General features: G+C 47.6%; 8 protein-coding genes and 1 pseudogene. 4 read left to right on the plus strand and 5 right to left on the minus strand.

Annotated features, from left to right (window positions below; translation table 11 throughout):
- Positions 1-150 precede the first annotated feature (150 nt).
- Positions 151-1,416 carry an ATP-binding protein gene (locus tag V1501_RS19990; protein ID WP_409290621.1) on the plus strand — a complete coding sequence of 422 codons (1,266 nt, stop codon included), beginning with the start codon at positions 151-153 and terminating at the stop codon, positions 1,414-1,416.
- A gap of 203 nt (positions 1,417-1,619) precedes the next feature.
- Here the strand turns inward: V1501_RS19990 and V1501_RS19995 are convergent, their stop codons facing one another.
- From V1501_RS19995 to V1501_RS20005, 3 genes and pseudogenes are all read right to left on the minus strand, one after another.
- Entirely contained in the window at positions 1,620-2,051 is a 432-nt protein-coding gene (locus V1501_RS19995; RefSeq protein WP_409290622.1) for an ASCH domain-containing protein, read from the minus strand.
- A 403-nt stretch (positions 2,052-2,454) separates the two neighbouring features.
- The gene (locus tag V1501_RS20000; protein WP_409290623.1) at positions 2,455-3,654 is read right to left on the minus strand and encodes an excalibur calcium-binding domain-containing protein; all 1,200 of its coding nucleotides are present in this window, start codon (positions 3,652-3,654) and stop codon (positions 2,455-2,457) included.
- 179 nt (positions 3,655-3,833) lie between these two features.
- Positions 3,834-4,022: pseudogene (locus V1501_RS20005) on the minus strand (RDD family protein); the annotation flags it as partial.
- Between the two features lie 476 nt (positions 4,023-4,498).
- Between V1501_RS20005 and V1501_RS20010 the strand changes: the two are divergent.
- Positions 4,499-5,467: a nuclease-related domain-containing protein gene (locus tag V1501_RS20010; RefSeq protein ID WP_409290624.1), complete on the plus strand. Its 969-nt coding sequence runs from the start codon at positions 4,499-4,501 to the stop codon at positions 5,465-5,467.
- 450 nt (positions 5,468-5,917) lie between these two features.
- On the opposite strand, the gene V1501_RS20015 is transcribed toward V1501_RS20010, so the two are convergent.
- Both V1501_RS20015 and V1501_RS20020 read right to left on the minus strand, forming a co-directional pair.
- A complete protein-coding gene (locus tag V1501_RS20015; RefSeq protein WP_409290625.1) occupies positions 5,918-6,232 on the minus strand; it encodes a hypothetical protein in 315 nt (104 codons plus the stop codon).
- Positions 6,233-6,395: 163 nt separating this feature from the next.
- Positions 6,396-10,877, minus strand: coding sequence for a chitobiase/beta-hexosaminidase C-terminal domain-containing protein (locus tag V1501_RS20020; RefSeq protein ID WP_409290626.1), 4,482 nt, complete (start codon positions 10,875-10,877; stop codon positions 6,396-6,398).
- A 208-nt stretch (positions 10,878-11,085) separates the two neighbouring features.
- Between V1501_RS20020 and V1501_RS20025 the strand changes: the two genes are divergently transcribed.
- On the plus strand, positions 11,086-11,256 hold the full coding sequence (locus V1501_RS20025; RefSeq protein ID WP_409290627.1) for a hypothetical protein: 171 nt from the start codon (positions 11,086-11,088) through the stop codon (positions 11,254-11,256).
- 850 nt (positions 11,257-12,106) lie between these two features.
- On the plus strand, positions 12,107-13,267 hold the full coding sequence (locus tag V1501_RS20030) for a polysaccharide deacetylase family protein (protein ID WP_409290628.1): 1,161 nt from the start codon (positions 12,107-12,109) through the stop codon (positions 13,265-13,267).
- Positions 13,268-14,019: the final 752 nt, after the last annotated feature.

Raw genomic sequence — 14,019 nt, forward strand, 5'->3', positions numbered from 1 at the left:
TTCTTTTAGTCTATTTAATAAATGCTACACAAATGGCAGCTTGGCCTGTTACCCCAAACCGCTCCTCCACAATTTATCTAGCATTTCCCCCCCATTATTCTTACAATAGACATAAGACGACATTTCATAACCACTACAGGGGGTACTGTCATGTTTGGAATCCGGGAGTTTTTGCTGAATATGCTCTTTATTATTTTGGAGATTTTTGTGTATCAAATTTTCTGGGCGGACCGGATTAGGCAGTTTGAGGTCCGGACGATGCAGCGGAATCAGATCCTTGTGTTCTTTTTATCGGTGGTTTCGATTTCGTTGTGCATATACTTCCCTGTTTCGTATACAGACGGCTTTCGGTATGATCTTCGGCATATTCCCCTATTGATCGGCATTTTGTATGGCGGTAATGCAGTGGGTGTGGGTCTGCTTGTATTCATAATTCTGTTCCGGCTCCTCCTTGGCGGCGGAGGGGTAGGGAATACAGTTATTGTGTTTACCCTGTTCACGTTGATCAGTATGCTGATCCGGCCCCATTATCATAAACTGGCGCTGCAGAAGAAATTATGGTTATCCGCCGCCCTCACCTTTTCCTTTTGCCTGGTTCCGCTATGGCTGATTCAGTTTCTGAAGGCGGATCCATTTCTGGCGGATGTCAGCTTTTACTTTCCGCTGAGCTTCACTGTTGTGTCGATTTTGACCGTCTGTATCGCCATCTACTTGATTGAACGCTCCATCGAAATGGTGCAGATGCGCGTGGATATTGAGCAGGCGGAGAAAATGAATATGCTTGGCGAGCTGACGGCGTCCATCGCACATGAGATCCGCAATCCGATGACAGCGAGCCGGGGCTTTATGCAACTGATAAAGGAAAGGGCCGGGAACGAGGCAGACCAGAAGTATGCGGAAATTGCCATCTCGGAGATAGACCGCGCCCAGGAGACGATCTCCGAATACCTGAGCTTTGCGAAACCCGAGATGGAGGAAACCGAGACGATTGATCTATCGCTTCATATGAAATCCGTGATCTCCATCATTTCTGGGTATGCGGCCGTCAACAATGTAGATATCACCTGCAGCCTCGAGAAAGCGGTCATCCATGTGAATCCCGGAAAACTGACTCAGTGCCTGGTGAACATCATCAAAAATGCGGTCGAGGCCTGTGAAGGAAACGGGCAGATTCATATCGCCACCTCCTCCGACGGAGACAGAGCCATCATCCGCATCTGTGACAATGGAGCCGGAATGGATGAAGACCAGCTCCAGCGGCTCGGCACGCCTTATTACTCCACAAAAGAAAAAGGCACCGGCCTTGGCCTCATGGTCTGCTACCGCATCATCAGCATGATGCGCGGCCGGATCCAGGCAGAAAGCACGAAAGGCGAAGGCACCTGTTTCACCATTTTCATGCCTGCCAGCCTTTAAAAAGACCAATCCCTCATAGAAGGGAGGGTTGGTCTTTATCGCGTTTAGACCTTTTTTAATACCGGCCGCAAAAAGAAGGGATCTCCCCTTCTCCCAGCTTCACTTAATTGAAACTCTGCCTCAATTGGAACTTCAGTGAATAAATTGTAATGTTCTGGTGGCATTATTGAAAAAAACAGCGCTTTATGCGAAAAAAAGCTCCTTTATATATGTATTTCCCCGTCAAATTCCCACAGCCCAAGCTGGCCTTTCGCCGGGATATATTCATCCAGCACCTTCATACCTTCGACCACCCACACATAGCCGCCTGCCTCATAATTCCCAAGCAGATAATCATTGCCTGAAACGATCCGGCCATCTTCCAATTCAGCCCATGTTTCATGGTCCTCAACCACCCTCAGGCAGTTTTTTAGCGTACATACTCCGATGATTACTCCAGTCGGAAGATTGCCAGCTGTAAGGCCATGCTGATCCAGCAGCACCTGGGCATAGCTGACAGCAGCCTTATCTATTTTTTTGCTCGTATGAATGGCCATAGGACCGCGATAATGAGTACGCCAGGTCCGCGTTTCATATTGGGACTCGCCAAGAACGAATAGACTTGCCCAGGGCTGGATCATGGATAGGACTTTCATTTCTCGAGGCCTCCAAACTCAGGTTAGTTAGTTAATTATAGAGTACCCCTAAATACGTTTAATATTTTTTAACTTACAACTCCGTTCAACTCTAATATTGATATTTATACAAAAAACAGAACTTCCATTAAAATGGAAGTTCTGTTTGGTTTCATTGCCTTATTGAACTAATGCTCATCCTTTGCTGATGAAGAAGTTCTTCTTTATCTCAATTGATAAACAACTTAATACTTTCATCATTCTTACATGATTGATAATACCAAGGATTATGGTCGCCGGGTCACTAAAGCGTTGTATCCGCCTTTTCAGTCATCAGTGGCAGTCGTTGACCTTCTAGATGTAATAAAGACCCTTGGTGCAATTTTAGAAAAACAACAATCTTTGCGAAAACAGCCTTTCCATTTTATCGCTCGCAAGCATAATTATCTTTATCGCGGTCATGCTTGGAGGCGTAGGCCGGATGCCCAGCCGGTACTCCGTTCGGATACACTTTTCGCAGCTCTGTACAATTCTGGTAATATTCAGATCCACTTGCCGGGGCTGGCGCTGCCGCGGGTGCAGGTGCCGGCTTTGCCACCGCTGGTTTCGGGCTTGCGGCCGGCTTACTGGCAGGTGCAGGGTTTGAACGGCTTACTGCTTTATTCGCGTCGAGATCCCCTTTTGTCGTCCCTTCGCTTCCATACGCCCACAGACCGGAGCCTGCAGAACGTGCTTCCCTTGCAAACTTAGCGAAAAGTTCGCTGTATTTCACATCCGGGGCATATGTCGACGGCTCGGCATAGCCTTTTAAGACGAGGTCGGCATTGAACATCTTTGCCCGGATTTCTTTCTCACTGCGGTCATCTGTCGGAATAGCGAGCCAGATGACGCGGAGAAGGCGGCTGTAGCGGTCTGTTTCAGAAACATCCTTCTGCAGCCATACTTTTTTTCCATTCAGCTTGGAAGCAGTATAATTGCTCGCTTCTTTGCCGTATGTTTCCGTCCTGGTCGTAGATTCCGGCGTGTTGACTCCGATAAAGCGGACTTTGCGGCCGTCGGACGTTTCAATCGTATCGCCATCTACGACCCGCCCAACCGTAACGAGCTCCAGGCCGAATCGCTCTGCCAGCTGCTTCTGCTGCTGCTGTTTCTTAGCGGCAGCTGCCTGTTTGGCTTTTAGTTCATCTTGCTTTTTCTTGGCCGCGGCAGCCTGAGCCGCGGCTATTTTCTTTTTCTCAGCCTCTGCCCTGGCTGCAGCCTGCTTTTCTTTCTCAGCCTTGGCTTTTGCTGCTGCGGCCTTTATTTTCTCAGCTTCCGCTTTCTTTTTCTCTGCTTCAGCCTTCTCTTTTTTCTCAGCCGCTTTCTGATCATCCTTCACATCGGCAACCTTTGTCTTGCTAGCTTCCTTCACCGTTTCCTTCGGTTCTTCAAGATAGACAGTTCCAAGGACCAGTGTCAGCAGGACACCCGCGCCCATCACCCACCTGCCCATCCGGTATTGCCGGGCCAGAAGCAGACCCGCGATGAACAGCAGCAGTCCGATTGCAGCAATCGGCGTGGTAATCACCAGGCTCAGCAGCACTAGTAAAATGATTCCAAGCAGTATATTCTTTACGATTCTCAAAACAGTTCCCCCATTTTCTATGTATATATGCCTAAATAATTATAACTGGAAAATATGGGGATTTGGGCATTTAAGGTAAACTTTTAACCTGGTAAAATATTGAATAAAATAAAAAGTACCGCTGATTGAGCGGTACCCCAATTTCCTTTTAAGCTGCTTTACTAAGTTCAGCAGGCGCATCACTGATATGTACCAACAATTAAATCATGCAGCGCACGTTTGTCCTTGCACATCCCCACCATGAAGGCGCTGACGATTAAAGCAATTCAGATGGTAAGGACGTAGACGAGACCGCCAACCAAATTGCGCATCAGCATCGTACCAAGTCCAACCTTCCCGCCGTTCACTTTGGCAATCCTGATTCCTACAAAAAGTATAATTTACCTAGTAAAGTAAGCAGGAAAGCTTTTAGCGACCGAATCAAATTATTAGTCTTGTTGCAGGCTGTCCTAATTGATAAAGTCTTTATAAAGGCATAAATTTATCTGTTTGCCTTTTTCGTCCTCTCCATTCCTGCCGCTGTATTGCTTTATGCGGGTATACCTTTTCCGGCTAATTATGTTGGCCTGATTCTTACAGGTAACGCGATATCCGCGTTCTTCTTCATTTTTGTTCCCCGGCTTTTCCAATATCCTGACCCGGCAGAATCCGCTCTTGGTCATTTTCCCAAGGCACTCTCACTCTCCCTGGCCGGATTCAACTATTATGTACAGGAAGCGATCTGCCATTACCCATTCTGGATCAGCAGACTGCTCAGCCTTGCCTATTTTCTATTTCTGGTTTGTGCCGTAATCCTGCTCATGGTCTTTCTTAATCATTATTACGTGTAAGAGGTGCTGAAAACTTGATTAAAAAAGAACGAGACGAATCCATTATGATTCAAAAGCTGAAGGCATTAAATATGCGGCTTGCCCCGGGTCACCCCGCCAGGCCACAGGTCGAGGAGCAGCTGGGAAAGAGTCTGGCCGGCTTTCGGGGCGAGAAGTCCATCGACTACTTTCTGACCTTCCTGCCTCCGGAACAATTTTTCATCCTTCACGATCTTCGCCTTCCCCATACAGACTCTTACTACTTTCAGATCGACACCCTCCTCCTCTCTCCACGGCTGATTGTTATCATCGAGATGAAAAATATAATCGGAGAATTGTATTTTGATGATGATGGCAGGCAGCTTATACGGACACTCGATGGCAAAACCACCGCGTTTGATGATCCCCGCCTGCAGGCCGGCCGGCACCGTCGCCAGCTCGAAGCCCTGCTGAGAGCAAACCATTTCCCTGATATCCCCATCTATCCCCTTGTCCTCATCAGCAATCCAGCCGCGATCATCAAAGGATCCAACAGACGTTCCATCGAAGACGTTCTCCACCTCAATGCCTTTCCTGACAAATTCGACACGCTCTGCCGCCGCTTCACCGAGGAAAAGGTAAATTCAAAAGAACTGAACAAACTATCCCGCATGCTAATCAAGCAGCATTCCCTTCTCGATCCCAACGTCCTCTCAAAATTCGGTTTGGCCTCAGAAGATATCCTTCCCGGTGTGCAGTGCACCAGGTGCCGCACACTCACCATGCAAAGAGTCCGCGGCACCTGGTGCTGCCGAACCTGCGGCGCTGCATCCAAAGACGCCCATCTTGCCGCCCTGAAGGACTACGCCCTTCTCCTTGGTCCGAGCATCAGCAACCAGGAGTGCCGGCGGTTTCTTGGGCTTTCGTCGATGTCTATTGCGACAAAAATACTGGGCGCCATGGATTTGAAAAGTACCGGGACGTTTAGAGATAGGCGGTATGTTCTCAGCGAGCGGGGAAAATAGGAGTAGGGTGGCTTTTTACAATGAAGGCTGGCGGGGTTCTCGCAAAGTAGCCGTTGGCGAGTAAATCCGCGTTTTCGGCGAGTAAATCTCGAGTCCGGCGAGTAAAATCAGATTTCCGCGAGTAAAGTTGCCGGTTCGGCAAGTAAAAACGGCTTTGGGCTAGTAAACTATGAAAATCGGCGAGTAACGGTGCCCAGAGGTCCATTTTCAAGTCCCCCGCAGCACCAACAAAGTGGCTTTTCATTAAAATCGCATGAAATCGGTCTGATTTCGCATAAAAAATCCCTTCTCAGACCAATTCAGCATGCTCCGCCGTGATTTCACCGGGGTAAAGATGAATCAAAGAACTCTGCCAACTGCCCCGCAACGGGAAAAATAGGCTGCGGGCGGAATACCCGCCACCAAAAAAAAGCACTTATCCCCGATAAGTGCTTTCAACCTTCTCCCTATTCAATTCAGCCCAAGGTCGTTCATTAAGTCACAAAATAAAGCCAGTCTTTTCTCGGCAGCAAGAGGCAGCCGCTCGTTGCGAAAGGAGGTGTTTTGGATTAAGTGAAAGAACGTCAGGCAGAATTCTAAGTGTTCAGCAATGAAGCTGGATGATATCTCTATGATGGTTAATAGTTTTACGATGATGCTGGGGTGATTCAGCTCTTGGGAGTGGGCGGTGACGAAGGTGAAGAGTTCTCTGGGTTCTGCTTCATTCTCCAGGACGGCCCTGAAGAGTCTGTTTGTTTCCTGAATTGCTTCGTTTACATGTGACAAGGTATTTCCTCCTGCAGTTTCTATCCTATGATAGTGAATATTTCCAGTGGCTAGGATTTGGCCAAAATTTACATATTTTATTATAACAGTAAAATTTTTGAAATTAAACGGATAATACCGCCGCACGAAAAAGAGCGCAGTCTAAGGACTGCACTCTCAATATTCAGCTCGCACTCCAAATCGCATCCGCCCATTCTGGATGATCGATGAACGGGTTGCGGTTGTGCTGCCATTTTTCAAATATGACTTCGTTCCGGTGGCGTTCGAATTCGTCGACTGGATCCTGGTCGTTCCATTGCAGCAGGGTCGACAGTTTGCCATGCAGCGGTTTTGGTGAGTTATTCACGGTATTCGCGAGTTCAAGGTCGATCTCGCCGTCTCCTTCATAGCGCACTGCCATGTAAAACAGCATTCTGGCGATGTCGCCTTTGACCCGGTTTGGCGGCTCCCATGAATCGGAATCATAATAGCACTGTGTGCATTCGGAATGCTGCTTGCCGCCGTTATCGAAGTCCAGGTTGCCCCGCGAGCTGTTGACCGAGGCATCGGTCGGGCGCAGGTGATGGAGATCGGTGCCCGGGCCGGCGGTGGTGCCAAAGTCGCCATGTGACTTGGCCCACACATGCTCGCGGTTCCAGTCATCCGCACCTGAGCCGAAGGTCGATTTCGCCTGGGAGCGTCCGGTGTATAACAGGATGACATTATTCGGGTTATTCGGATCTTCATCTGTATCCTTGATGGCTTCGGTGATCTGTGAGTACGTAAGTTTCGTCTGCGGCTTGATGATGCTGTGAAGGGCCGCCTTCAAGGCTGCGCCTGTCTTGCCCTCCGCATTTTGATAATAGCCGCCCGCCTCTGCAGCCTTCACCACAATAAGCGTAAACTCACCCTTCGCCTCTGCCTTGCCGTCGTTCGCTGTTACCGTCACCCGTACTGTTCCTTCTTGTCCGGTCGGAAGCGTGAGCAATGCACCGCTCAAGCTGCCGGCTGTACTCGTAAACGTAAGCTCGTCTCCGTCCGCATCCTGGAAATGCTTCGTCAAATCAATGACCGCTGACTCCCCGAGCCCGGCTGTCTTATCTGCAAAAGGAACGCCGAGCACGGGAGCTGTATTTTTCTTAGGAAGAAGCGGAGACACTACTTCATCTCCGTTTTTGTTGTAAAAAGTGATGCCTGTAATATCAGAGCCTTTTTCAATCGTCCATGATTGAACGTTCTCCGCACCCCAGATTTCGGTGATCTTGCTGCTGTCGATCACTACTTCCTTCACTTCAGCACCGCTGAAATTAAAGGCGGCTTCCTTGCCTGTCGGATCCAGCACAACGACCGTATTCTTCAAGCCTTCGCCATCCAGTGTGGTGGTTTTCTTCAGATGCAAACCATCAGTGACCATGGACGCCGCATCAAGGGAAATCCAGGAGTCCTGGGCAGCAACCGTCCACTGCTTGGCCACAAAGCGCTTTAGATTCAGACGCTTTCCGTCCTTAGCCGGAGGCAGCTTTTCGTCTCCTGCCGGAACAGTCTGGATGATAACCGGATCATGGTCGCTCGCGCGGCCGTGCTCCTCCATGAAGCCGGAGTTGATATGGACAATATCCACTTTTGTTGCTGCCGCTATATTGTTAGATACCAGGATATGATCCAGCACCTGGGCATTGCCCTGATAGGAGTAGGAGTAGCGGTCTTCTGCCGGCACTCTCTCAATCATATTGGTCAGTTCATTGCCCTTCAGAGTTTTCAGCGGGTTGGAGAATTCAAAATCGTTGAAGTCCCCAAGCAGGATAAGGTTCGCATCCGGATCCTTCGATTTAACATCTTTAACAAATCCGTTCACGATTCCTGCGATCTTCATCCTCTGCACTTCACTGCCGAGCACAGGAGGCTGCACCTTTCCAAACAGCGGAGTGTCCCCGCCCTTGGAGTTGAAGTGGTTGGCAACCACAATCACGCTGCGGCCCTTGAAGCTGAACTGTGCGGCCAGCGGTTTGCGGCTTGACTGGAAGGCCGGGTTCGTTGGATCAATGCGGCCCGGATTCAGTGTCAGCTTTTTACCATCAAAGCCGACTGCCTCTGTTGCAGTTCCCTTTGTTCCCGGAGCGAGCGTCACCCGGTCTGCTTTATACAGGAAGCCGACACGGATATTACCGCCTGGCGCGCCGCCGTCCTTATTATTTTCCGGAGCGATATCGGTATAGCTGTACGCTGCCCCGCCAAGCTCCTTGATTTTGTTAATCAATGTGGCAAAGCTTTCGCTTGCATCTGTATTGCCGCTGTTCGTTTCCCCATCATTATCCTGCATTTCAGTCAAACCGATGATGTCAGGCTGCTTCAGATTGGATACAATCGCCTGCGCAAGCTTCGTTACCTTCGCGTCCACATCCTGGGCTGAAAAGTTTTCTACATTATAAGAAGCAACAGTCAGCTTCTTATCGTCCGCAGTGATGGATGTGGTTTCACGCTCGTTTCCGCCATCGACAAACTGCGGAAGCTCTGTCTTGTCACTCAGCACTTTATACGCGCTGAATCCGTAGCTGACTACGCCCCCAATGGAACCTTCAAAACGGTCGCCCATCTTGGCCACAAATTTCTCGTCATTAATATCTATCGTGATTCGCTCTGGATTATAATCTCTCTCGGTAATGCGAAGGCCCCCGCTGCTCGTGTTCGTTTCCATATTGCCGGGAATCACCACAAGCTCGCCGTATCGCTGAGGCGCTACAATCTTCGCATCGTCAACTTCCACCAGCATGCCTTCCAGACTTTCATAAAAATCAATGCCATCTTCACCAGGATCGAATTCCTTCAAGCCGTCATTATCAATCACTTCTGTTGGAAGTGTCCGGTCAACGCCAAGCTTGACCGCTTTCGGCAAGGCTTGTCCGCCTGCTGTCTTTGTAATTACAGAAGCACTGATTTCTGTAACAGGCAGATCTGTCTTCTGCTTTTCGGCATAGCCCTCCAGGACAAATTCCTTCACCTGACCACTCACGCTAACAGCATCACCCGTCTGCAGACCATGCGCTTTTTTATAAACCAGAATGCCTTCTGATGTTCCTTCTTCAGCATCCGGCTTTGGATCCTGCATGTAAAAGTTATTTGCGTCCACAATCTTCGTCACGATTCCCGCGACATTTGGAACATTGAAGCCGTCATACAGGGAGTAATGCCCCGCACCCTGGATATCATGGATACGGACTTCATCCTTCTGAAGTACATAATTAAATACAGCAGCCGCGCTGTCCGTCAGGCCTGCCTTCACGGCAATTGCTTTGATCACCGTATTCCGGCTGATCACAATCGGCCCTTCATATACCGGGCTGTCCGCTTTCGGCTCACTGCCGTCGGTTGTATAATGAATCACCGCACCCTGTGTTCTCGTGCTGAGCATAACCTTTCCGCCCGACGGTATTAAACCGGAGCCGGGACTCGCTGTGACCGGCTGAACTCTGCTCGCATCCTGAATGATATCGGACGCATCACGCGGAATCAGCTGATACACTCCTTTATAAGCACCAAGCACACCCGTGATTTCATCATAGACAGTACCGGCCGCAAGCAGAGAAGCATCCTGCGGTCGGATCTGGAACGTTACACCTGATGCATCCTTGGCGGTAAAAGTGCCGCTTGCCAGGGATTCCACACTCACCTTTTTAACGGTAAGGAGTTTCCCCTCATTCTCTTCTTTCAATTCTGACGCAGACGCAGCCTGTGCCGCGGGGACTTCACCATGGCCGGTTACCGTAACATCCGCCGCCTTCACCTCAAGCTCCAGCAGGGAATTATAATCAGCGAGCTTCCCGGAAGCCTGCACCCGGTCGCCAGTCGCTAGATTCAAATTGGAACCATACAGCACCAGCCCCGCAGTCTCGTCCTGGATATACACCGTCGAACCGAACACCGCCGTTACAACACCTGCTGTCACAGCCGTACTGCCGACTGGAAGCTGGCGCACATCAGCGATGGACTTTACAGATGCAGCGGTATACGTAAATTCCGCAGCATCGCTGTCCTGCAGTCCGTCTTTGACCGCAATCGCTTTGATGACTGTATCTCTTTCTATCTTAATGGGAGCAGAATAAAGAGTGCTGTTCCTGCCAGGCGCTGAGCCGTCCGTTGTATAATAAATTTGAGCTCCGGCCGTGCCTGTCGCAAGGCTGACAAGCGTTCCCGCCGCCACAGTACCAGAGCCAGGAGCTGCCGTGACAGCTTCCGCTTTATTCACGTCTCCAGCTTCCACAAAATTATAAGCCGTCGGACTCTTCAAGCCGGCTGTCGCAAAATACGCTTCAAGCGTACCGGTAATCTGTACCTTTTTGCCCAGATTATCCGGATTCGCCTTCAAATTTAACGCCGTCCGGATTGCACCGGAAGGCAGCTGCACCGGTATGATCTTCGTCCGGTCCGTCTCATCCGGCTTATCAGCAAGCGCCAGATTCGTATCCGCCGTAAAAGGCCCTGAATGCTTATAATTAATCGAAGCACCCGAACCGCCATTCACCGTACCCACAATATATCCCTCAACAGTTGCCGTTCCCGTATTATTCGCAATCGCCTCTGCCACCGAAATAGTACCAGCTGCATCCGCCTTCATCCCAAACGGAACAAAAAAACTAATGACCATCGCAAAAATCAAACTCAGATTCAAAGCTCTCTTCCACCCACGTTTTCGCATCCCACAATCCCTCTCACATATAATTTTTCCAAAAGCGAGATTCCTCACAATATCCTGCCACTCTGCCGGGTCATGCATCCACTCCTGTTCCGTCCACGCTTTTTAGTTAACTTATAATTTCATTAAATCACATAATTGTTAAATAATTGGTAAGGTTGTGTAAAGTTGGGAGGAGAGCACTATGACATTTTCAGGAAATGGTACATTAGTCGGAACTTGGTATGTGGAAGGAAATAGGGGTGTCAATGAAATAGGCGAAACAGCCATCGTAATGCGGATCATTCCAGGCTGGCAAAAAAGCATAGGCATAAATACAAAACAAGGAAAGCCGTCATCACACCGGCTCCCCTAAAAATACTGAATATATCTACCTGCTGCCCAAAGCATCCCCATGTGATCAGCCAAAGAGCAATTAGGATCATCAGCGTTTTTCCCGCTGCTGCCAGCGGAATATGGTCTTCCGTTTTTGCAGCAGCCGATCCGTAACAAAAAACAAAATAGCTGCACCTAAACTATATGGAAGGAAGACAAGTCCTAACACCATGTGCAAAACTACTGAAACCACTGCTTCCACGTTTCTGTTTCCGCTTTTCCTCGAGAAAAGCCGGGCCGCCTCATCACTTATTATAGAAGTGACTCCTCCAAAGATCAGGATAAAACTAAATCAGATTGATTGGAGCGTAAGGTGCGAGACTCCTGCGGGAGAAGCGGGACAGGTGAGACCCCGCAGGCGAAGCCGAGGAGGCTCAGCGCCCGCCCCGCGGAAAGCGAGCACCTGGAGCGGAAATCAACTTACTACATCCGAACCCAGGATTTATTTTTATCCTTTGTGAAAATAAGTCTAATTCCTAGAGCATTGGGTTTAAAGAATTGGTAAATTAGCGGTAATATTAAGGAGATGCTTATAGTATCCACGATGATAACCGAAATGGTCCATGAACCATTTTACAATATTTGAGAAGGTGTACCCCCCTGGTCTTTTATATAGTAGTAGGAACCCGCTATTCATTTGGCGGGTTCTTGGTTTATTGAGCTTTTTTCTGCCGAGAGGTGCAGCATACCCTCATAGTAATAATTGCCCTATTTCAGCAGGATATTAAATGCCTGACATGGAATAAAGCTATGGAATTGTTATTCACCACGTTCATGCTGAATATATATGGAATAATCAGATGCAAATGTTTTCTAATCTTTGTGAGGTGATGGATCATTTGAAAAGGGTTATAACATTGCTTGTACTGCTTTGCTTCCTTCTCGCAGGCTGTATCAATTCAAACCGTGAAGAAGTATCCACCAAACCAAGGAATAATATTAAAGAGGAGCAAAGGGTGCCAAAGCCGGATTTAAAACCTCCCACTCCTAAACCCACTCCTGCTCCACCCCCATCACCGCCAACGGAAGAGCTTTTCGAATACAACGGACCCATCGAGCACATCTTTTTCCATCCCCTTATTGTATATCCAGAATTAGCTTTTGACGGGGATGCCATGGCTAAGGGGTATGATGATTATTTTGTGACCGTTAAAGAATTCAAGAAAATGATTGATTCATTGTACCGCAAAAACTATGTGCTTATTAAAATGGCTGACCTCTTTCAAGAGCAGAAAATCAATGGAAAAGTTACCTTAACCCAAAAGAAACTAAAACTCCCTAAAAATAAAAAACCGTTAATCCTCTCGGTGGATGATCTTAATTACTATCAATATATGAAAGAAAACGGAAATGCGTATAAATTGCTAATTGATCAAGAAGGTGAACTTGCTTCCTATACAAAAGATAAAACTGGAGCCGAAAGCATCTCCCGAGACCTGGAAATCGTTCCAATCCTCAATACTTTCGTGAAGGAGCATCCCGACTTTTCCTTTAACTCCGCAAAAGGAATCCTCGCATTAACCGGCTATGAGGGCATACTCGGATACCGCACCCACGAATTAACGAACAAACGTTATACTCATGAAAAAGAAGAAGCAAAAAAAGTGGTGGATAAATTAAAGGAGGACGGATGGGAATTTGCCTCCCATGGATACGGCCATTTGAATACTCAGAGAGTTGGCCTGCAAACACTTCGTTCTGATACACAGAGATGGAAAAAAGAAGTAGAACCCCTCATTGGCAAGACGAATATCTATATCTACCCCTTTGGAAGCAGTGTCCTGCCAGGAGATCCTAAATTCGAAGCGTTACGGAATTACGGATTTAACATCTTTTGCTCAGTAGGGCCGAATCCTTATCTATCCACTTCCATTCAATATGCCATGATGGACAGGGTCCATATTGATGGGATTGGGTTGAAGCAGCAGAAAGAGATTATGGACCGGTTTTTTGATCGTGATGAGGTAATGGATTCTGTCAGGCCTGAATAGTGGTTGATGATGTAAATGCTCTTGGGCTAACTTGTTTTCGAGTAATGAAATAACCAGGGCTGCCGTAGCTGCCCTGCCTAGTTCAGTTAACGCACCCAAAGTTGAGACTGGAGCTTTTACATCTATGTTTAAAAGCACTTCTAATTCGTATAAGGTTAAAATAAATAAAAAAACAGAGAGCATAAGCTCTCTGTTTCCTTTTACACCCCATAATTATGCATTTACAAGAAGGGAGCAATGCATTACGCAGCAATTTTGGGGTGTTGGAGATAAAAAGCAGAAAGTATCAGTAACTTTCTGCTTTTTACATTATAATTCAGCCATGATTAACTGTTTTAACAAATTACTTGTTAACTGTTAGTCCCGCTTTGTGACATTTCCAGGCACCTTCAGCATTGCTGTGTTTCATTCCTTTTATCCTTAACGTTTATCTAACGTCTCAAATCTGTCTTTCTCTCTACAGTTGCTTATATAAAGCTTCTGTTTGGAATTGGGAAAAAAACGTTGGTTTATGTAAGAATATTTGGAATAAATTGAAAATTATGGCGAGAAAAACCTAAAACAAAAAGAGAATTCCTATTTATATTAACAATCTATAACTTGGGAAAATAAAGTGCGCTGTTATTTCTTTCTGAGTTACTTTTTGGTAATTTCAATTACATGGTTAATTTGGTTTATTGTGGATTCCTCATGCTCTAAAATATACTAGTTTTACATCCTGAAAAACTGAAAGCCTGAAAATCTATTTTCTA

Source organism: Paraperibacillus esterisolvens (assembly GCF_046237625.1).
Lineage (GTDB): Bacteria > Bacillota > Bacilli > Bacillales > DSM-1321 > Paraperibacillus > Paraperibacillus esterisolvens.